Genomic DNA, 21,967 nt, shown 5'->3' with positions numbered 1-21,967 from the left:
TTTATTTAACTACGTAAATTCCTCTTATATTATATGTTTAAAATTTCTTCAAAACATCATTATAAGTATCAATACATTTTTCTTTCATATTAAAGAACAATTTACCATTTACGTAAAAAACATATCCCTTAGTCTCTATTCTAAAATCTAGAGGGTTTGATTTTATGCTTATTATAAATCTCGACTTTTCCTTTACTAATTCAGACTTATTAATATTAACTTCAATAAATCCATAAATAAATATAGAAAAACAAATAACCAGTATAAATATATGTTTAATAATGTTTTTTTTAAACATAAAAAATGCCCCCTAAGTTTTTCTTAAACAGATAATAATTAATTATTATCTTCTCCTTAGTAAGGATGCACTTTTTATAATAAATTATTCACTTTTTACCATTTAATTGCTCTGCGATTATTCTTGATAGATATTTACCAGTATTTTTTACTTCTTGAATACTATTAGTATATGTGCCTACTTCAATTAAGAGTGCATTATTGCTCCTGTTTTGATTGTAAAATCCCATTCCCCAGTGATAAACCCAAATTGGATTAGTTCTTATAATCCCTGGGTATAATCTATTTGATATTGACATCATAGAATTTATTAGTTTCTTTTGCTGAGTATATCTAGGATTCTTATCTGTTACAACGAACATAAATTGTGCTACATCTTCACCATTTAATTTTGTAAGCACTGCCTTCTTGTTAACTATACTGTCTCTATGTAAATCAATAATTAAATCAAATTTTTCGTATAGCTTTAAGTACTTATCTAATGTAACTCCAGACTTTTTATAAGCGTTATTGTAATCTCCTGTATCATTTACATTTTTATCATGTATAACCGAAATTCCATAGTTTTTTTCTAATTCTTCAGTTATTACATCTCCTACAGCAACAACATTACGTGATTGATCTGGACTGGCAGTAGTTGTTGATGTGTCCTTGTTTGAGGTGCGGTAGGCTTCAGATGTATGAGAATGATATATAAGAACCCGTGGCTTTGCTTTATTTAATATACCTTTCAAACTAGGATTATAAAGTTTTGCTACCACATTAGTAACATTGACCTTAGATTTACTTACCTGCTTATCATCTAAGTTAAAAGGGTTAAGAGTAAATGTTTTTGAATTGTCTACATCTGTACTAACTTCATTTTTATCTAAATAAGCAATTTCTTTTATTACTATTGATATAGGATTCGAAATATCTACTCCTAAAAATGACAAAACTGCTGAACCATCCATATTTTCGCTATTTGTATCTTGCCTCTCTACATTAGAGGACTTAATTACAGATAAAGCATTATTAATAACACTAACGTAAAAATTGTTTCCGTAATTTTCTTCACTATCTGCCTTCGCACTTCTAGGTATCATTACGCCTAATAAAAAAATAATTAGCAATGTGAAGCCGCAAAAAAACACTTTCACATTACTAGTTTTCTTTAAAAAACATATAATAAAATTAATTTTTTTACTTGGCATAATTCTATTTTTGCCTTTAAAATTTTCACCTCTGTATTTCATTTTCATCCCCCCTGTTTATAAAATATATATGAGGGAATTCAAATAGTTATTACTAATTTAAGTACTTATTTATATCCTCTAAATCTAACGCCGGTTGCAATGCTATATTAATTCCATTAGCTATTATTTTAGAAACAGAATTTATTACCATATCTATTTCTTTTGGTGTAACAACAAGATTGCCTACATAAGGATTTAATATCTCAGCAATCATCTTTTGTTTTTCTGCTTTATCAATTGATTTTAACATATTGTAAAATTCTTTGCCTTCGTTTGCAGATTTAATCATCTCGTCAAGTACCAAATCAATAGTATCATTTGCAAGAGTTGCTGCATCTACTACTGTCGGAATACCAATTGCAATAACTGGTACACCTAAGGTCTTCTCACTTATTTCCATTCTTCTGTTTCCAATTCCTGCTCCTGGAGAAATTCCAGATGTCCCTATCTGAATAGTTCTATTCACCCTATTCATTTTTCTAGAAGCTAATGCATCAATACAAATTACTAAATTCGGTTTAATCCGTTCTACAATACCACGAATGATTTCGCCAGTCTCCATACCTGTTATTCCAAGAACTCCTGGAGATATTGCACATACTGGACGTATGCCTTCATCTATTGAATCTGGTACTAATTCTTTTAAATGTCTAGTAACCATTATCTTAGAAACAACCTTTGGTCCTACTGCATCTGGAGTAACATTCCAGTTCCCAAGTCCAACTACTAGGGCCGTCATACTATCATCTAATTTTATTAGTGGTGATAGAACTTCTCCCATTACCATACTTACTCTTTCCATAGCCTCACCATCATAGTGAACAAATTCAGGGATATCAATTGTTATATATGTACCTTTTGGTTTTCCCATCATTTTTTCTCCAATATCACTTACGATCTTTACATTAGTAATTTTAATATCTCCCTCGCTATACTCCTCCACATCAACACCAGGTATTTCACCATTGTTTTTTTCTTTGTATATTTCTTTTGCCTCCACAGCTAAGTCTGTTCTTATACTTATCATAATTTCACCTCAACTACATTTTTATTATTATCCTTTCCTAATAGTCTTTTCTTATTCTTAAAAAAGTTTATTTTAGCCTTTCTACCTCATTTAAATAAGTCTTATACTAAAATTTATGTATCTAGATTAATTTACCCTTGAAGTGCTTATATTTTAATGCTATAATACTAGTTGATTAATTAAATAGACTCGTATGCAGTTTCCCCAAAACTGCTGACACGTTATTAAATACAAAGGGGGGTGAAAATTAATGGCAAATATTAAATCAGCAAAAAAAAGAATTAAAATTACTGCAGTTAAAACAGAAAGAAATACAATGATTAAAACTGCTTTAAAAACTAAGGTTAAAAAATTTGAAACAGCTCTAGTTACTGGTGATGTTGCAGAAGCTAAAGTTACATACGCAAGTGTGGTTAAAGCTTTAGATATGGCTGTAACTAAAGGAATACTTCACATCAATAAAGCAGCAAGAAGAAAGTCAAGACTTGCAGCAAGATTAAACGCTTTAAATTTAGCAGCATAATAAAAAAACCGGTGATTTACACCGGTTTTTTTAATTTTTTGTTTATATTGTAATTTGAATTTAATATTAAAAACATAATTAACCTTACATTACAGTCTTTATCATAAAGACTTCAATATTTATCTTATCATCTGTTGAAGTACTTTTTAAAACTTTCTCTGTTTCAAGACAGAGTCCAATATTCCTTTTCAACCTTTTTATAGTAAATTTATTGCTCTGCGAAATCATTTTTTCACAAACGTATGGATGAAGCCTTAATTCACTCGCCAAAAGCTCCTTTGTTTTTCCACTTTCAGTTCCTAATTTAATATTAAATAAAAGGTTAAACTGCCTTGTTAGCATAAATAATATAAATGGTATTTTCTCTCCCCTGTATATAAGTTCATTCAAAATATCTAGTGCCTTCTTAATATTTTTTTGAGACAAATAATCAACTAAATTAAAAATGTCGTTTTCACTCTTTTGAGGCATCATTGCCAAAATATCTTTTTTAGTAATCTCTCTTCCATTTGCAAATGACACTAGTTTTTCTACTTCATTTAATACGATATTCATGTTATTGTCTACCTGAGAACAAAATAAAACAAGTTCTGATTTCCCAATTATTGCTCCGGCACCTTCAAATAAATTTTTACATATTTTCTGTAGAGATTCACCCTTTAGTTTATCAACTTTTATCACGCATGCTTTTTTATCTAGTTTTTTAATTTTATTACTTGGTTTTTCCCTATCACTTAGAAATGTATAATATATAATCAAAATACATTGAGGTGGTGGATTTTTTAAATATTCATTTAGCATAGCAAAATTTTTATTCTTTAAATCATTAGAATTCTTAGCACCAGGATTATCCTCTAAAAATGTTGCCCTATATACAACCACTACCTTTTTATCACTCATAAATGGCATAGTTTCACAAGCATCACTAATTGTCTCAAAATCTATTTTACTACCATCAAATTTTGAATAATTTAGATCAATAAAATTTTTGTCAAGCACACTATTAATTATATATTCAACATGATCTTTTATTAATTTTTCATCTGAACCACAAAATATATAGCAATTATCTAATTCATTTTTTTTAATTTTTTTTTCAAGCTCTGCATAATTAATCAATTATTTCCTCCAACCCTTGTGAAAATTTTAAAACTTTGTTTCCTATGATTATGTATTTATTAATAATTGTTCCTGATGGCACATACGTTTCATCATTTTTTAATTTTACTGTATCTTTAAACGGTGTAATTTTCTCAGTTTTATTTTCAAGTAATAACATGTTCTGCTTTTTACTTGTCTTTTGCGTAAAACATGCTAAAGCTTCTAATTCATCACCATTCCGTGTCAATTTAACAGCATAACTTTGAGAAATGTTTATAATTGACTCACCAGTATAATTCTCAAAAATTCTATCTACTTTAACAGGCACTTTTAAATCTTTCCCCTTAATATTTCCAGTGGTAACTGCAACTGTTGTCCTTTTATATTGTATTAAAACGACGTCATTCTTATTAGCACTTATATAACTAATCTCTGGAAAAACTTTATAACTTTGAAACATTAAAACAAAAATAATACATATTGGAACATACTTAAATTGCATATAGCCCTTTTTAATTGCAAGATAACATAGATATAATCCGAATACAACTAGACTTTCAATATAAGAAAAGTAAAGCATTTCTGGTAATAATGCTACAAGCACCTTTTGAATAAATTCTATTATCATTAAGACAGTAAACATTCCATAATTTATCAAATCAAATAATTGGTAAACTGTACTAAATATAAGAGACATATTTCCAAGTACCACAACTACTGTATATAGTGGTAATAACAATAAATTACTAAGAAATGCCCCTAAACTAAAAGTCTTAAGAGCTACAACTGCATAAGGTGTAGAAAATATTTGAGAACTTATACTTAAACTGAAAGATTCATTTAAAGCAGAAGGTAATTTATATAGCACCTTCCTGATTTTTTTATTAAATACTATAATACCAAGAACACAAAGAAAAGAAAGCATAAATCCTATATCAAGAATGTAAAAAGGTCTAAACACTAATATTATAATTGCAGCCAAACTAACCGATGAAAGACTATCATATTTTTTATATACTTTGCTTGCCACTTTCAATATGAAAATCATTATAAAAGCTCTTATTGTTGATGATTGCCCTCCTGTAAATATCATGTATCCAAAAGAGAATAATAAAGCTATTTTATAACCTACAACAGTTTCTAAAACCTGATACACTATTGACATATGAAGACCTGATACACTTATAACATGACTTATACCCAGTTTTTTAAAATCTTCCTTTTGTTCTTTTTCTATGTATCCACTATCCCCAAAACATACGCCCATAACTAAGGCTGCTTTTTCTTTTCCTAAACCTTCTGAAAATTTTTCATATAAACCTTTTCTAAAAGCTTCAATTTTTGATATTATATCTTCATCACAAATCTCATAACTTTTAACTGTATATGTTCCAACCGTACCCTTTTCATATACTGCTTCCTTTTTAAAATTACCTTTTATCCACACGTTTCTTCCTTCGCTGAATTCAAATATATTGCCTTTCAAATCAATCTTCTTATCATTATATCTTGCCGAGCAATAATATGTACTTTTATCTGATATTCTCACTTTAATCTTTACATCACTTGGTAAATTAACATTAAAATAAGAATAATAATTGATATTACTAATAATAAAAAAACAAAATACTAGATAAAAAAACTTTTTATCTATAGTAAAATACATAATAGACAAAAAAAGTGCAGTTATAATTGCTCCTACAATAGGGTTGTTTGTTAAAATTAGACAAGTGATACATCCCATAAATATCGTTACTGCATAATACACTAAAGGTCTAGCCATAATAAAATATTATACTTGGAAAATCATTTATGCAAAAGAACATATAAATTTGCTATCTTTTACTATTATAACATAATCATTGTTTTAAATATATTTTCAAGTATTATATACCTCCATAGCCTTATTTTATCCAATAAATATTTAAAATAATCAGCATGTCTTATTTACTTATGATTCTTATTTTAAATATTATTATAACATTTGTATGTTAGTTATTTTAATTTAATCAACATAAACTGTACTAATATATTAAAAGCCACTAAAGTATACGCTACTTTATTTTCCAGAAAATGTTTCTCATATAAAAGAGATAAACAAAATACACTTTCAAGCATTACAAACATAATAAATATAACATCGTCAACATTTATAATAACAAATTTATGACCAAGAGCAATAATGAAAATATATATGATGCCAATAATACATGAGTTTCTTATACAAATACTTTTTATATAATCATAATTAATATTTTTTAATATTATATCAGTATTTGTATTTTGTAATAGTATTGCAAAACAACAAAAAGGTAACAATATAAAATTCAAAGACAAACTACATATAATCGTAAATGGCATTGTGCCTCTAATAATTATGCTTAATAATATTACTAATATTTCACTTATCGCTAAGGTGTTTATAAACAAAACTACTCTGCTTATATAACTTATGATTTTTTTACTATGCTGTATTAAATTTACTATTTCTCCAAAATCATTTTCCTTCAAGAATATATTTGAAAGTTTTTTTACTACATTACTACATTCAACCCCCACTGAAATAGATATATCAGAATTATTAAGATACTCTAAATCAGTCAATGTATCTCCTACTGATGCAATAGAATATCCTTTATCATTTAAGACATTAACAATTTTGCTTTTATGTTTGGGTGAAATTTTAGAAAAAACACTAATGTTCTCAATGCCTTTTTCAATTTCTTCTTCGCTCATATAATCCATCTCTATCCCTGATAGAATTTGCTCCTTTTTGCTAGTAATTCCTATTGATTTTCCAAATGCAAAAGAAGCTAATTTATTGTCTTCTTGATCTATGATAACTCTAATATTGATTTTTCTACATGTATTCACAGCTATGTATGAACTTTCTTTTATTGGATTTTCAAAACCTATTAACCCTACAAATACTAAATTACTTTCAATATTTTCATCTATACTAGGTTTATAGCTAAAATTTCTATAACCATAACCTATAACATTATATGATTTATTAGACATATCTATATGAACATTTATAATATTCGCAATATCATCCTCATTAATTTCTTTCTCTATACCATTAACTAAAATATGAGTACATCTACTTAATATACTATCAAGCACACCTTTTACATTAGCTCTATATTTATCCTCTATTCTATTTACAACTGTTTTAATCCTTTTATCAGCGTCATATGCAATCTTAAATATTCTCCTGTATTTTGTCTCAAAATGACTATTTTTCGCAAAATTTTCATCCCAAAACTCAATTATTTCACGTTCTTCCAAACTTTCAATAGAATTACGGTCTCTTAAATGAGTAGAATTCTCATTGAAAAATTTAGCATCATTACAAATTAGTGCTATGCTAATTATTCTTTCTATAACATCTTCAATATCAAAATTATGAATTTTCATATTTATAAGTCTTCCGTCACAATAAATTTCACTAAGAATAAGTTTATTCTCCGAAACAGCCCCAATTTTTTTCATAAATATTGTAGAAATATTCGTAAGTGCATAAATGGTGGCAATACTTTTAACATATATATTTTTCTCGTTGAATTTTCTAAATATAATATAAAAAAATAAATACAATATTATAATAAACATTGAAGAATTAAACGTCATAGAAATATAAATAAGTGAATTTATAGCCTCATGAAGTCCATTACTTTTGAAACTTATAAAAATTAAAGTAATTATACCCGATATTAGTGTAATTACAGTACTTCTATTTGCAATATCTATCAAATCATTACTAAAAGAACTGCTCTCATTTTTAGACTCAAGTAATACTTTTATAATTCTTCCAATTTGTGTATTCATGCCAGTAGCAATAATTATTCCCATGCCTGAACCCTCAGTAATAAGTGAAGATTTATAAACAATGTTTTTTATCTCAGATAGATTTATAACTTCTTCCTCTATCTTCATAGAGTATTTTTCAACTTCATACTTTTCACCCGTTACTGAAACTTCTACTACCTTTAAGTCTTCACATTCGAGTATTCTAATATCCGCCTGGGCATATCTACCTTTTTCGAGAAAAACGATATCGCCAACTACCATTTCTTCACAACTTATTCTAATTATCTTTCCACAGCGCTTTACATTGGAATACTGTGTATTTAGATTATCAATTGCAATTAAACTTTTCTTTCCTTTATAATCTTCATTTATTAAAAGCATTACACTAAATACCATTATCAGTGTTACAAAACAACCTATAGTAAAAAACCTATTATAAAATAGCATAGCGATGCAACCTATAGCTACAAGAATCCATAACTGTTTTATTTGATTAACCACAACAGTTAAAAGACTTTCAGTTTTAGGTTTCAATATGGTATTTTCACCATATTTTTCTCTCATATATTTAATTTTCTCTTCATCTAACCCCAAATTAATGTCAGAATTCAGCATCCCCACTACTCTTATCATCGTTTTCCCATACCATTTCTTCATATAGCCCAACCTATCCTTTTCGTTTAGTTCCTATTATAATAATCGTATAATAAATAGGAGACTTTAGCCTAAGCAGCTAAAGTCTCCCTAATTCTAAAGACTTAATTATATATTTATATAATTAATAATCTAATTATATTAATCTTCATAATTACATTTATGACATTTCTTTTTATTACATTTCTTTTTTCTATTTATGATTATAGTATTTGTACAACCACAATCATTACTACGACAGCCATTGTTGCCACCAAATCCATCATCTTCAACTAGTAGCAATAATACTAACCACCAACACCACATACATATTCCCCTCCTTTCTGAAGGCAAATATTTCTTATATCTTTTATCATAAGTTTGTCCCTCTTTTACTTTCTTTTGTTGGTATATATTATTACACTTAGTAAGAAAATGTTACCACTAAGTAAGAAAATGTTACCACTAAGAATTTGGCATAAAAAAATAACAGAATTATTCATCTGCTATTTTAATAAAACAATTTTTTATTTTTTCATTTCAATCCTTCCATCTAAATAAACATACATACCTTGCCCTACTCTTTGATCATTTTCCCACTGTCCTATATATCTCTCACCGCTACAATAAGTATGAACGCCAATACCATGACTGAGTCCATCTTTAAAGTCTCCTACATATACATCTCCAGCAGGCCAAATACATATACCTTGTCCACTTTTTTCACCATTATCCCACTGCCCTATATATTTTTCACCGTCCGGCCAAGTATATATTCCATATCCATTTTTTTCATCATTAGCCCATTCGCCTATATATTCCTCTCCACTCGCAAAAGTAATAGTCCCTTGGCCATTCATTTCGTCATTACTCCAATGTCCCACATATTTACTTCCATCCCCATAAAGGAACGTTCCAATCCCTTGTTTCATACCGTCCGTTCTTTCCCCTACATATTTACCACCATGAACATGATGTGTTATAGGATCTATATCATTGTTTTTAATAAAATTAGCATTATTCAGTTTGATTTTATTAAAGATAGATTTACTTATTTTTATATTCTTCATATTAATCCCTCCCATTACTTAATTTTACAGCTTATTCATTTTATTCCTAAGTATACTATAACACATTTTCTAGAAATATGTTGTAAATTTGGACAAAATAAAACCCATAGGAATAAATTCCTATGGGTAATTTTTCTAAATTATATTATCTTTGAAATCCTCTGTTGTTCTGTTGTTTCTTAGCTCTTCTACAATCAGGACATCTTTGTGGTTCATTTTCGAATCCTTTTTCTTTATAAAATTCCTGTTCACCCTCAGTGAATACGAATTCTTGTGAACAATCTTTACATACTATAGTCTTATCAGCCATTTTAAACATTTCTCCTTTTTATTTATATTAAGATTTAAGATCTGATTTACTTTATATGCCTAAAAAGGTAATGTTTTAATCATATCAAATCTTGTTGTTGTTGATTTTGCAATCCCAACTCACTTAGAATAACATAGATAGTGTTATTATGCAATACCTTATTCAAAATACTTTCGGAGGGAACCAACGATCTATTGTTTACACTGCCTTGCTATCTGTAAGTTTATAGTCCCTTTAACAAGATCAATAGCTTGTAGTTTACTATATCCCTTGTGTTTTATCTGTTCTTCCTCCTTTCTTGCAATTGCTTTATATGGATATTGTTTCTCATTATTCTCTACAACTTCTATTACGTAACCCCTGTATTCTTCCATACTCCACCTCTTATTATTTATTTAAAATTTTGTTCATAATTATATATTCTACATATATTATTTAAAACCAAACTGTAATTTAACCTAAATTTTACATACATCATCGTCTTGTTTACTACCTCTAAAACTAAACATCTTTTTCTTTCTTATCCTCCTCTATTAAAGCCATTATATCACGTTTATAATAGTTTGAATATTCTTTTATCAAAATTAAGCAGAAAAATTAATCGTTTTCATTTTTTTTAATATAATATGATTTTACATATGATTTTTATATTTATTCTATACCACTTTTTTCTGAAATTTATAGAATAAATATTTACCTTTTTATTCACTAATGCATGTAGTATAATTGTATATTATGATGAAATATACTAATGAAGGAGGATATTTATGAAAGATAATATAATAGAAACTGAACATAATGTATTAAAATATCTTTATGAAAATAAAACATTATCACCACAAAGTATATCAAAAATAAAGCTTGCAATTAACTTAGGTAATGGTAAAGGCAATATTCGAGTATTAAAAGCTTCTCTTGAATCTTTAATGAAGAAAAGGTTCATAACAAAACAAGCAGTAAGAGGTAATTATAAAATTGAGACAAGTGGAATAGAGCATATTGAAAAAGACTCTTCCGATACTACTAATGAGAGTACCCAAGAAAATGCTTTAAATGATATTCAAGAAGACTAAAAAAAGAGCTAAAAGCTCTTTTTTTATGAAATAAAATAAAAAGCGGCTCAGATAACATAAAACTATGTATCTAAGCCGCAATATGTCTATTTAATTATCATAAATACGAGTGAATTAAAGTAACTACTTACCCCTTAATCACTATGTTCAGTGTAACATATAAAACATTTGTATTCAATAGCAATATGCAGAATTTTGTCGAATTATTCAGTTCTATCCAAAATTATTTTATTTTTTCTTACTCATTTGTATATTCTATCCTATAATCATATAAAAATACAACTATTCCACATAATTTAAAATAAATTATTTTATATCTATCTTATCCACAAATTTAGCTAGTGTCTTTTCTCCAATGCCACCTACTTTGGTAAGTTCATCGACTGACTTAAATCCTCCATTTTGCTCTCTATATTCAATTATAACATCTGCTTTAGCCTCGCCTATACCTGTAAGCGTCATTAATTCTTCTTTACTTGCAGTATTTATATTGATGATAGCATCTTTCCCTTTATTATCAGAACTTGAAACAGGAGAATTTTGAGTACTATTCTGAGTCATTTGTGTTTTATTAGCCTCGCCCTTTTTACTAATTATAATACAATCTTCATCATTCAACTTTTTGGATAGATTTGTAGCCTCAAGGTCTGCCTCTTTCGTACCCCCACCTGCAAGTTTTATAAGATCAGTTACCCTACTTTCCTTTTTTATTTCATAAACGCCAGGGCTTTTTACAGCGCCCTTTATATCCACTTTAATAATAGTATCTTCAGATTTTACATTACTACCTCCTACTTTATTTGATAAAGTTGAATTAACTTCTCCAGAATCGGTTTTCTGTGAAGTTTTATCTGTTTCAACAAATACATCTTTATAATCCGAAGTAGTTGTATTTGTTTTTGGTCCTGACAGAACATAACCAATAATTATAAAAACAATGCTTATGCATAAAATAGCTATTGAACCAATTATCTTGTCTTTCTTTTTCATAATTCCTCCTTGTAATCGTCCCCTTTAATTAGAAATGTTTATTTCCTGTTTTTCCCTTACATATAGAATTATTGACAACTTTACGCAAATACTATCGCTAAGACAAGATTTTTTTGATATACTGTAAATATTGAAAACTTGGAGGTACCTATGAAGAAGTTAATTGCAACGCTACTTACGTCACTTTTTTTATTCTTAAATATATCAACAACAGTACAAGCAATAGTAAAATCTCCCCCAGCAGGAATTTCCGCCGACAGCGTAGTTTTACTTGATGCCACTACGGGTAAGCTACTATATGAGAAAAACAAAGATACTGCTTACCCTCCGGCATCCACTACTAAGATAATGACTATACTTTTAGTCTTAGAAAACTGTAATTTAAACGATGTTGTAACAGTAAGTAAAAATGCATCACTTACCGATGGTTCTAGGATATACCTAGTTGCTGGTGAGAAACTAACTGTAAAAGAATTGTTATATGGATTAATATTAGCTTCAGCCAATGACTGCGCCGTAGCTCTAGCTGAACATGTAAGTGGTACAACAGAAAAATTTGCTAAACTTATGAACTCTAGAGCTGATGCTTTAGGTTGCAAAAATACGAATTTTGTAAATCCTAATGGATTATATAATGTTAAACATAAAACTTCAGCCTACGCTTTATCATTGATTATGCAAGAACTTACGAAACATCCTGAGTTCAAGGTTATTGCAACAACTCCATCCTATAAAATGTTGGCGACAAATAAATCAAAGATAAGACGTCCTCTTTGGAATGAAAATAGATTAATACATAAAAATGACCCTAACTATTATTCAGGTTTAGAAGGTGGAAAAACTGGTTATACTACTGAATCTAAACATTCTTATATTGCCGTAGCTACAAGAAACGGTCAAAAACTTATAGTCGCTCTTGTACACGATTCCAAAAAAACTTTTTTCCCAGATAGCCGTAAACTGCTGGATTATGGATTTAATAATTTTGAACTAGTAAAACAATTCAGTAAAAACGATGTTGTATCAAAATTAACATTAGATGATGGAACAGTGCTTCCACTACTTGCCTCAAAGGATTTATATATTGTTAAAGCCAAAAACTCAACTTTAACAGCAACTACTAAAATTGTGCAAAATAAAATAGATCCTTCATCTATAAAGATAGGCGAATTAGTAAATACAGCCGTAATTTCTTTTGGTGAGAATACCTATACTCTAAATTTAATTAGTGGAATTAACTATACTAAAAGAGATGTGTCTCCTAAGGATAATATTTTAAATATTGTTTCACCAAGTCCTAAAACACTTTCGGTTTTTATAAACATATCAAAATATGTTTTTGTTACCTTAATAGCATTAATATTTTTTTTAAGAATAAGGGTTGTTAATTTAAGAAAAAGAAGGAAAAGAATAAATAAATTTATGTATAATCGAAGAAAAAGAAAGTGGTAAAAAAAGCATCAGATGTAAACTAACTTAATAGTTCTCATCTGGTGCTTTTTTATATCTTAATTTCAACTTTATATTTCAGATTTTAGTTTATCTATTAAGTTGCTTATATCTTCTGGTATCTTTGACTCAATTGTAAGTCTCTCACCAGTTCTAGGATGTGGTATAATTAACTTATAAGCATGTAATGCCTGCCTGTCAATATACTCGCTTTCAGCTGTTCCATAAAGGCTATCCCCATAAAGTGGATGACCAATATGACTTAGATGAACACGAATTTGATGTGTTCTACCAGTTTCCAAAGTAACTTTTAATAAATCACCATTTTTAAAAGATTCAATAACTTCATAGTGGGTTATACTTCTTTGTCCCTCATCACAAACTTCTCTCCTTGCACTATCCTGATTAGGATTTCCAATAGGCAAATCAATAGTTCCAGACTTGTTTTCCATATTCCCATGTACTACAGCTATATAACTCTTCTCAAAAGTTTTTTTATTTAACTCTTTATCATTTGAATCTTTACTATTAACATCTTTGCTCTGCATATCTCTCGCAAGCGCCATATGTGAATATTGGTTTTTTGCAATTATTATAAGACCTGAAGTATCCATATCTAGTCTACTAACTAGTCTAACAATACATTTTTCATTTCTTTCTTTAAAATAATATAGTACTCCATTAGCAAGCGTTCCATAAGGATACCCACGAGTTGGATGAACAACTATACCTGGCCTCTTATTTACAATAATAAGATCTATATCCTCATATGCTACATCTATATCCATCTTCTCTGGTTCAATGTTCTGATGCTCATCTGTCTTCATATCAATATCTATTACATCATTCGTACTTATTCTATGATTTAACCTTGCCACGTTATTGTTAACCCTTATTTTTCCGGTGAGACCTGAACTTTTTACAAACCTACCTGATAGTTTCTCCGTATGCTTTAAATAATCCCTCAGCTTTGCATCTTTGACATTTTCGCGAACTATATAAGTTAACTTATTATCAAGCAATTGCAATTACTTCTATTTCTACTAACGCATCTTTAGGAAGTTTTCCTGCTTGAACGCAAGATCTAGCTGGCGGATTTGTTATAAAGTATTTTGAATATATCTCATTCATTGAATCAAAGTCATTCATATCTTTTAAGAAAACTAAAGTTTTTACTACTTTGTCTAAACTAGACCCTGCTTGTTCTAATATAGCTTTTATATTATCTAAAGATTGTGCTGTAGCCTTTTTTATATCATCGTTTATAAATTCGCCAGTAGCTACATTTATTGCTAATTGCCCTGAAGTATACAAGATATTGCCTACCTTAACTGCCTGAGAATATGGTCCAAGGGCTGCTGGTGCTTTTTTTGTGTTAATTATAAGTTTTTCCATCTTTTCTCCTCCTAATAATAATTTCATAATATTAATGCATTAGTTCGTGGTCATCCCCTAAAATAACTACTACATCAAAAGTTTTATCACTTGACGTTAAAAATTCAATATTATCTATTTTAAAATCTGTTTGTAAATCAGCCTTCATATCTTCGCTACCATTGTACACGGTGATCTTACTTTTAGAAGTAGCTTCACCTGTTTCTGTTTTTGCTTCATTATAACCTTTTTCGGTAAGATAAGTGGAAAAATCCTTGGCTAAGCCTGTTTTTTTGGTGCCATTTATCACCTTTATCTTAAGCTTTGACTTATCAACAGCTGAGGCTTTATTGTCACTTAACTCTGAAATAACCTTTTGATTCATTGCTTCTTCATAAACTACATATGATATATTATTTACATACTTTTCAGCGCCTTGAAGAGTTTCCATAGAAATTTTTTCACTATTAATTGTTGCAAATATAAATCCATACTTAAATAACTCATTCGCATCCATATTAGTTTCTATAGCACTCTTAACTGCTGTCAAAATACTTGAAATCTTAAATATTACAAGTGGGCTTTTTACTTTTTCCATAACTTTTGTGATAAATATATGTTGATTCTCTATTCTTCCTAAATCACCATTTGCAAGACCTGAACCATCAGAATTTTTTCTCCACCTAAAAAACTCTTCAGCTTTTTTACCATCCAAATGAACTAGCCCTTTATTGAAATGAATACTCAAATCTTGCGTAGGGTCATCATAATCCATTTTTCTCGTTATGTTAATGTCAACACCGCCGATAGCATCAATCAATTCATCAAAGCCTTTATAGTTGATTTTAGCGTAGTAGTCAATTTTAACACCTACTAGCTTTTCTACAGCAGCTACTGCATAATTCACTCCGCCAATAGCATGTGCAGCATTAATCTTCTGATTTCTACCATTTACAACTGCTAAAGTATCTCTAGGAACAGAAATCAAGCTTACCTTTTTATCAACTGCATTATAATGTACTAATATCATTGTATCTGTTCTCTTAGGATCATTGACATTTGTAGAACCAGCGGTCCCTACATCTACACCCATAATCAATATATTACGTGATTTGCTATCTGATTGAATCTTTACATCATCACTACTTAGACCTGATGATAATGATACTGCAGTATTATTAAACCCAGTTAGATATAAATAAATTCCTCCAAAAACTAAAACAATAATTGCCACCAAAAAAGCAGCTATTTTAATGGCAAATTTCTTATAATTAATTATTTTTCTTTGTTTTTTATTATTACTCATTTTTTCTCCTACTATTTTCACTTAACAAATAATTTCTTGCGTAAATTGTATCTATATGCAATAACTGTTTTTTGCATATAACATATCTTATAGTATTCTCCAAACACATCATTACCGCACCATCCAAATTTACTCTGCTTAAATCTCTTACTTCTTCTTTACCTTTAAATGTTCTTAATGGCTCAATATAATCTGATATAAATATTATCTTTTCTAAAATACTCATATTTTTTCTGCCAGTAGTATGGTACCTAATAGAATTTAAAATATCCTCATCATCAATTTTCATTACATCTCTCGCTATTATACTTCCTACTAACCCATGAATAATTTGTGGACTTTCTTTGCTTACATCATCAAGTTCTATTTTATGTTCTGTCGTTATTTTTATAAGTTGATCATTTGTCAAATTCTTAGCACAATCATGAACTAATCCTGCAATTCGTGCTTTTTCTATGTTTTGTCCATATACCGTTGCGAGTTTTATTGCAGTTTCACTAACACTTACACTATGCTTAAATCTACTTTCTTTTAAATTTTTCTTTATATAATCAAACATTTCCTTTTCATTCCACATTTAAGCCCCACCCCCTAGTATTACTTTAACACAGAAAATAAAATTATGTACCTATTTTATTTGTATAATTTACTTTTTTTGTAAAATAAAAATTCATTTATACAACTTAAGTTTCTCAACAATCTTTCCCACACCTCTAGGTAGCAGATAATTAATATTTCTACCTTCTTTTATACTTTTTCTAATCCCTGTTGAGGATATATCTATAATTGGCATATCAAGGAAAATTATTTTGTTATTATATTTACACTCTAGATATTTTTTCTGTTCAAGTATTTTTTTTAAAGCAAATCCTGACCTATTATAAACCACTAATCTACAACTATTCAAAATTCTATCTACATTCTTCCAATTATCTAGATCTATTAAACTATCAGCTCCAAGCAAGAAATACCATTCAGTGTTAGATTGTACCTTACTAAATAATTCGATAGTTTCATATGTATAACTATTTTCTTTTTTATTTATTTCATAATCACTTATTTCAAAGCTTTCTTCACCCTCTATTGCCTTGTTAACTAAATCATATCTTATTTTAGCATCTGTAATTTGTTTGTTCAGCTTATTTGGTGGATTTCCTGCTGGCATAAATAAAATCTTGTCTAGCTTTAAATTGTATAATGCTTCATAGGCAATATGAATGTGACCTATGTGAATTGGATCAAAAGTACCTCCAAAAATGGCCTTTTTCACTGTAACACCTTCTTTATATTATAATAGGTCTATTTAAATAAAAAAATAAAAAGGTTCCAACTTTGTATAGAAGAAAAAGCATGTAACATTACACGCTTTTATGGTAATTCTATTATAGGTTTTTTTATAGATCTTTTGTATAATACACATTTGCTACCGATACTTTGAACTGCCTCAGCACCTATCGATTCGCAAATTATATCTGAAGCTTCTCTAGCAGTTATTCCACTATTATTTAAAACTTTAATTTTAATGATTTCCCTAGCTTCTAATGCTTCTTCTACTTGCTTTAAAAAATTTTGTTCTACTCCTGCTTTTCCAAGCTGAAATAAAGGTTGCAATTTATTACCAAAAGTTCTTAAATAACTTCTTTGCTTACTTGTGATCATAATATCCTCCTACATGCCTTCTTAAAAAATAATAACTATCTTTTATACTAAATATTCAAATTCAAAATTTTGTAATCTTACTGTATCGCCATCTTTAATTCCTTTTTCAACTAATGTATCAAAAACGCCCTTATTCTTTAAAACCTTATGGAAATATCTAAGAGAATCCGGCTCATTTACATTAACTGCACTAAGTAATCTATCAACAAAACTTCCTTCAACAACAAAAGTACCTTGAGAATCCACTTCAACAGTGTACGTAAATCTCTTTTCTTCTATTACGAATTTTTCCTCATCATTTATTACTAGTTCTGTAACTGGAATAGTAGATAACATCCTAGCGGCTTCTTTCATCAAAGCTTCTACACCTTGATTTGTAGCTGCAGATATTTTGAATATCTTACTATCATCATAACCTAATTCATTTAATCTTTTCTTAAAGTTTTCAAACACTTCATCATCGAAGAGTAAATCACTTTTATTTGCAGCTATTATTTGAGGTCTATCCCACAATTTAACACTATATTTACGAAGTTCTTCATTTATTTTTATAAAGTCTTCTACTGGATCTCTACCTTCTATTCCTGAAATATCAACCACATGGATAAGCATTCTAGTCCTCTCAATATGTCTTAAGAATCCTATTCCAAGACCTACTCCTTCAGCTGCACCTTCAATTATACCTGGAATATCTGCCATAACAAAATGTTGTGCACCCTTAACACTTACAACTCCTAAATTTGGTTTTAAAGTTGTAAAATGATAGTTAGCAATTTTAGGTCTTGCTTTTGAGACTACTGATAATAACGTAGATTTCCCTACATTGGGGAATCCTAATAACCCAACATCAGCTAAAATCTTAAGTTCAAGTTTAATCCATCGTTCTTCCCCTGGCATTCCTGGTTCAGCAAAATTAGGTGCTTGCCTTGTAGGTGTACAAAACTTAACATTACCTTTTCCGCCTTTTCCAGCTTTACAAACTCGATAAGTTTCACCATCATGAGCTAAATCATACATTATTTTATTTGTTTCCATATCACGTACAATAGTTCCCATTGGAACTTTAACAAACAGATCTTCTCCAGCTTTTCCATAACACTTAGAGCCAGAACCGCCCATTCCATTTTTAGCTACAAATTTTCTTGCATACGAGAAATCTAATAAAGTAGTCATATTTGCATCAACTACAAATGTTACATCTCCACCATCTCCACCGTCTCCACCATCTGGTCCACCGAGAGGTATATATTTCTCTGTTCTAAACGAAACAGATCCGTTACCACCATTTCCTGATTTTACAAAAATCCTTGCTGTATCAATAAACATATATTTCACCTTACCTTAGCGCATTTTCTATTTTTTAAATCTTTTTAAATCTTAATTAAAGTTTTATTATATAAAATTTATTATTATCAAAATAGCATATATAAATTCCAACATTTTATATTTATATATTGCCATTTATCTCTGTTTTCTATGTAAAATTATATTTATACTTCATTAATTTATATTCTCCAAAAGAGAATTTTAAAAAAGCACCCTTTAAGGGTGCCTTAAATTACTCAGCAATAGATATTTCTTCATCAACAGGATAAACGCTTGCTTTTTTCTTCATCTTTCCCATTCTTTCGAATTTTACTATTCCACTAATTTTAGCGAAAAGAGTATCATCTCCACCTATTCCAACATTGTTTCCTGGATGGATTTTTGTTCCTCTTTGTCTTACTAAAATATTACCTGCAAGAACGAATTGTCCATCTGCACGTTTAGCTCCAAGTCTCTTAGATTCACTGTCTCTACCATTTCTTGTACTACCTACTCCTTTTTTATGAGCAAATAACTGTAGATTCATAACTAACATAGTCTTACACCTCCTCTATTTCCACTTCTATATATTTTCCATAAGTAATTTCTACGCTTTTAAGTCCAAGTATCATTGTTTCAAGTAAAACTTGACATCTTTCGATATCTTCTAGAGTTTGATTTTCTAAATTTAAATTTAAAAATCCATCATCTATATCATACTTTGCTTTAATTTTTAAAACTTCCTCAATCCCAATAATCGTAGTTTGAGAAATTGCTGAAATAGCACTACAAATTAAATCCACATCCAACTGTTTTTCTTTAGGCTCTGCATGACCTTTTATTTTAAAAGAAACTATATTACCTAGACTTCGAACAAATCCAACTTTAACCATAACTAAGCTTCTATCTTCTCGATTTGAATTTTAGTATATGATTGTCTATGTCCTTGTTTCTTTCTATAATCTAACTTTCTCTTAAATTTGAAAACTATAATCTTTTTAGCTTTTCCTTGTGCTAATACTTTAGCAACAACTTTAGCTCCTTCAACTACAGGTTTTCCAACTACCAATCCATCTTCCTTGCCTACTGCAAGAACTTCATTTAACTCAATTGTTGTTTCAACTTCAGCATTCAATTTTTCAACGAATAAAACGTCTCCTTCTTGAACTCTGTATTGTTTTCCACCAGTTACTACAACTGCGTACATAAAATACACCTCCTTGATCCAGTCTCGCCATCCCAGGTACACGCTTTATATAGTTCTTAATAATAAGCATGTTTATAACCTTACGTGTGCGGTCTACAAATGACATTTTAACATACACAGACATGTTTGTAAAGCATATTTACTCATATATCTTATATGCTTGCAAATTTCTTATTTGATTTGCAAAAATTAGCGATTCTACTTTGAATTTCTCTAAATGAGGAATAAAATTGACATAAACTTTATTATCTATAGCCCCTATTTGACGTACAAATTCTAAAACATTGTCCATGATATCCTTTTTATAAACTTCACCAATTTCTATATAGATATCTAATAAAACCTGTTCACTGTTAATCTTAAAAATTTCACTTCTAATTAAAAATTGGATATAAGACAATTTAACCCTACTACTCTTACCACCGCATAACGTACAAGGTTCCTCAATATATTCATATATTGACTTACCTCGCCTTCTCCTTGCAATTTGAACTAAATTAAGCTGTGTAAATGGATAAATCACGGTCTTATTTTTATCGTCCTCAAATCCTTCTTTTAGAGCATTTAATATGCTTTTTCTAACGCCCAGATCCTCAACATCAATAAAATCTATTATAATGATTCCGCTTAAATTTCGAAGTCTTATCTGCCTAGCTATTTCTGTTGCTGCTTCAATATTAGTAGTTTGTGCAGTCTTTTGAAGTGAACGGCTTTTTATATTCTTCCCAGAATTTATATCAATTACGTACATTGCCTCCGTTTTATCAATGACAATATTCCCACCACATTTTAACGTAATTCTGTGATTACGTAGACTTAGTAACTCTTTTTCAATCCCATAATAATCAAATAACATCCTACTCTCATTATGAAGTTCAACTTTAACGTCAATATCAGACCTTGTTTGCGTGTTTTTTTTAGTATACTCAAAATCGCTTTCATTATTCAATACTATTTTGAAAGTATTTTTATCTAAAATATCTCGTAAGGTTCTATTTAAAGCACCAGCATTACTAAATAACAAAATGGGATTTCTTGAATATTCACCTCGGTTAATAACATTCTTATATATCTCATACAGTGCTTCAACCTCATCATTCAGAGTATTAATATCAACCTGAACAGCATTAGTCCTAATCATTACCCCAATATCCTTTGGTTTAATTAATGATCTCTCAACCAAAGTCTCAAAAGCTTTGTTGTTTATTTTTTTTGAAAAGCTAATATTTTTATTCATATTAACAACCACGCAATAAGTACCTGGAATACCAAAAGCGCTAGTAACTTTTGCCCCTTTTTTATCTATTGCCTCTTTTAAAACTTCAACAATAAGTTCATCGCCTTTTTTTACCTTGGTATTATGAAACTTTTCATCAAGATACATATAACAATCTTTATTATGACCAATATCTATAAAAGCACACTTAATCGCTGGAACAATATTTTTTACAACACCTTTATATATTTCTCCTGGAACTGGTCCGCTATTCTCTTCTTCTATAAAACATTCCTTTAGTTTGTTATTTTCCTTTATTGCTATTCTAAGTATTTCTTCTTGCCTTTCAATATATATTTCTTTCATTTCAACCCACTCC

Annotated in this window: 25 protein-coding genes; 3 read left to right on the top strand and 22 right to left on the bottom strand. The window is 29.1% G+C overall.

Annotated elements, in window-relative coordinates; genetic code table 11:
* Positions 1–37: 37 nt before the first annotated feature.
* From Q0649_RS04190 to gpr, 3 genes are all read right to left on the bottom strand, one after another.
* Positions 38–298, bottom strand: coding sequence for a hypothetical protein (locus Q0649_RS04190; RefSeq protein WP_298837816.1), 261 nt, complete (start codon positions 296–298; stop codon positions 38–40).
* Positions 299–386: 88 nt separating this feature from the next.
* On the bottom strand, positions 387–1,532 hold the full coding sequence (locus tag Q0649_RS04185) for a stage II sporulation protein P (protein WP_298837813.1): 1,146 nt from the start codon (positions 1,530–1,532) through the stop codon (positions 387–389).
* A gap of 52 nt (positions 1,533–1,584) precedes the next feature.
* On the bottom strand, positions 1,585–2,559 hold the full coding sequence (gene gpr / locus Q0649_RS04180) for a GPR endopeptidase (RefSeq protein ID WP_298837810.1): 975 nt from the start codon (positions 2,557–2,559) through the stop codon (positions 1,585–1,587).
* 250 nt (positions 2,560–2,809) lie between these two features.
* On the opposite strand from gpr, the gene rpsT reads away from it, so the two are divergent.
* Positions 2,810–3,082 (top strand): 30S ribosomal protein S20, encoded by a 273-nt coding sequence (gene rpsT, locus Q0649_RS04175; RefSeq protein ID WP_298837807.1) that lies wholly within the window; start codon positions 2,810–2,812, stop codon positions 3,080–3,082.
* Between the two features lie 84 nt (positions 3,083–3,166).
* Here rpsT and holA read toward each other — a convergent pair whose 3' ends face one another.
* The 7 genes from holA to Q0649_RS04140 form a co-directional block, all read right to left on the bottom strand.
* On the bottom strand, positions 3,167–4,201 hold the full coding sequence (holA, locus tag Q0649_RS04170) for a DNA polymerase III subunit delta (protein ID WP_298837805.1): 1,035 nt from the start codon (positions 4,199–4,201) through the stop codon (positions 3,167–3,169).
* On the bottom strand, positions 4,194–5,966 hold the full coding sequence (locus Q0649_RS04165; protein WP_298837802.1) for a ComEC/Rec2 family competence protein: 1,773 nt from the start codon (positions 5,964–5,966) through the stop codon (positions 4,194–4,196). The genes holA and Q0649_RS04165 overlap by 8 nt, the downstream gene beginning before the upstream one ends.
* 212 nt (positions 5,967–6,178) lie before the next feature.
* Positions 6,179–8,653 (bottom strand): cation-transporting P-type ATPase, encoded by a 2,475-nt coding sequence (locus Q0649_RS04160; RefSeq protein ID WP_298837800.1) that lies wholly within the window; start codon positions 8,651–8,653, stop codon positions 6,179–6,181.
* Positions 8,654–8,791: 138 nt separating this feature from the next.
* Positions 8,792–8,956 carry a hypothetical protein gene (locus Q0649_RS04155; protein ID WP_298837797.1) on the bottom strand — a complete coding sequence of 55 codons (165 nt, stop codon included), beginning with the start codon at positions 8,954–8,956 and terminating at the stop codon, positions 8,792–8,794.
* A 200-nt stretch (positions 8,957–9,156) separates the two neighbouring features.
* Positions 9,157–9,699 carry an MORN repeat-containing protein gene (locus tag Q0649_RS04150; RefSeq protein ID WP_298837794.1) on the bottom strand — a complete coding sequence of 181 codons (543 nt, stop codon included), beginning with the start codon at positions 9,697–9,699 and terminating at the stop codon, positions 9,157–9,159.
* 145 nt (positions 9,700–9,844) lie between these two features.
* Positions 9,845–10,009, bottom strand: a complete 165-nt coding sequence (locus Q0649_RS04145) for a zinc-ribbon domain-containing protein (protein WP_165413721.1) — start codon at positions 10,007–10,009, stop codon at positions 9,845–9,847.
* A gap of 191 nt (positions 10,010–10,200) precedes the next feature.
* Entirely contained in the window at positions 10,201–10,383 is a 183-nt protein-coding gene (locus Q0649_RS04140; protein ID WP_298837776.1) for a hypothetical protein, read from the bottom strand.
* Positions 10,384–10,776: 393 nt separating this feature from the next.
* Here Q0649_RS04140 and Q0649_RS04135 point away from each other — a divergent pair, with 393 nt between their 5' ends.
* On the top strand, positions 10,777–11,082 hold the full coding sequence (locus Q0649_RS04135) for a hypothetical protein (protein ID WP_298837773.1): 306 nt from the start codon (positions 10,777–10,779) through the stop codon (positions 11,080–11,082).
* A gap of 306 nt (positions 11,083–11,388) precedes the next feature.
* Here the strand turns inward: Q0649_RS04135 and Q0649_RS04130 are convergent, their stop codons facing one another.
* Positions 11,389–12,072: a helix-hairpin-helix domain-containing protein gene (locus Q0649_RS04130; protein WP_298837770.1), complete on the bottom strand. Its 684-nt coding sequence runs from the start codon at positions 12,070–12,072 to the stop codon at positions 11,389–11,391.
* A gap of 150 nt (positions 12,073–12,222) precedes the next feature.
* Here Q0649_RS04130 and Q0649_RS04125 point away from each other — a divergent pair, with 150 nt between their 5' ends.
* A complete protein-coding gene (locus Q0649_RS04125; RefSeq protein WP_298837768.1) occupies positions 12,223–13,524 on the top strand; it encodes a D-alanyl-D-alanine carboxypeptidase family protein in 1,302 nt (433 codons plus the stop codon).
* 68 nt (positions 13,525–13,592) lie between these two features.
* On the opposite strand, the gene Q0649_RS04120 is transcribed toward Q0649_RS04125, so the two are convergent.
* The 11 genes from Q0649_RS04120 to Q0649_RS04070 all read right to left on the bottom strand — a co-directional run bounded on the left by Q0649_RS04120 (position 13,593) and on the right by Q0649_RS04070 (position 21,954).
* On the bottom strand, positions 13,593–14,543 hold the full coding sequence (locus Q0649_RS04120; protein ID WP_298837765.1) for an RluA family pseudouridine synthase: 951 nt from the start codon (positions 14,541–14,543) through the stop codon (positions 13,593–13,595).
* Entirely contained in the window at positions 14,536–14,916 is a 381-nt protein-coding gene (locus tag Q0649_RS04115) for a RidA family protein (RefSeq protein WP_298837763.1), read from the bottom strand. Before Q0649_RS04115 ends, Q0649_RS04120 begins: the two co-directional genes overlap by 8 nt.
* Before the next feature lie 31 nt (positions 14,917–14,947).
* Complete coding sequence (locus Q0649_RS04110; protein WP_298837760.1) at positions 14,948–16,201, bottom strand: LCP family protein; 1,254 nt, start codon at positions 16,199–16,201, stop codon at positions 14,948–14,950.
* Positions 16,194–16,778: a bis(5'-nucleosyl)-tetraphosphatase (symmetrical) YqeK gene (gene yqeK / locus Q0649_RS04105; protein WP_298837757.1), complete on the bottom strand. Its 585-nt coding sequence runs from the start codon at positions 16,776–16,778 to the stop codon at positions 16,194–16,196. Before yqeK ends, Q0649_RS04110 begins: the two co-directional genes overlap by 8 nt.
* A gap of 93 nt (positions 16,779–16,871) precedes the next feature.
* Entirely contained in the window at positions 16,872–17,471 is a 600-nt protein-coding gene (gene nadD, locus Q0649_RS04100) for a nicotinate-nucleotide adenylyltransferase (RefSeq protein WP_298837754.1), read from the bottom strand.
* A gap of 98 nt (positions 17,472–17,569) precedes the next feature.
* A complete protein-coding gene (locus tag Q0649_RS04095) occupies positions 17,570–17,860 on the bottom strand; it encodes a YhbY family RNA-binding protein (protein WP_298837751.1) in 291 nt (96 codons plus the stop codon).
* Between the two features lie 42 nt (positions 17,861–17,902).
* A complete protein-coding gene (gene obgE, locus Q0649_RS04090) occupies positions 17,903–19,186 on the bottom strand; it encodes a GTPase ObgE (protein ID WP_298837747.1) in 1,284 nt (427 codons plus the stop codon).
* A 232-nt stretch (positions 19,187–19,418) separates the two neighbouring features.
* Positions 19,419–19,721, bottom strand: a complete 303-nt coding sequence (gene rpmA, locus Q0649_RS04085) for a 50S ribosomal protein L27 (protein ID WP_298837743.1) — start codon at positions 19,719–19,721, stop codon at positions 19,419–19,421.
* Between the two features lie 4 nt (positions 19,722–19,725).
* Positions 19,726–20,058 carry a ribosomal-processing cysteine protease Prp gene (locus Q0649_RS04080; protein ID WP_298837740.1) on the bottom strand — a complete coding sequence of 111 codons (333 nt, stop codon included), beginning with the start codon at positions 20,056–20,058 and terminating at the stop codon, positions 19,726–19,728.
* Positions 20,059–20,060: 2 nt separating this feature from the next.
* Positions 20,061–20,372 (bottom strand): 50S ribosomal protein L21, encoded by a 312-nt coding sequence (rplU, locus tag Q0649_RS04075; protein ID WP_171296599.1) that lies wholly within the window; start codon positions 20,370–20,372, stop codon positions 20,061–20,063.
* 139 nt (positions 20,373–20,511) lie between these two features.
* Positions 20,512–21,954, bottom strand: coding sequence for an Rne/Rng family ribonuclease (locus Q0649_RS04070; RefSeq protein ID WP_298837725.1), 1,443 nt, complete (start codon positions 21,952–21,954; stop codon positions 20,512–20,514).
* Positions 21,955–21,967 lie beyond the last annotated feature (13 nt).

The sequence above is a fragment of the uncultured Clostridium sp. genome (assembly GCF_937920395.1).
Classification (GTDB): domain Bacteria; phylum Bacillota; class Clostridia; order Clostridiales; family Clostridiaceae; genus Clostridium_AD.
This window is presented reverse-complemented; position numbering and strand designations above follow the sequence as displayed.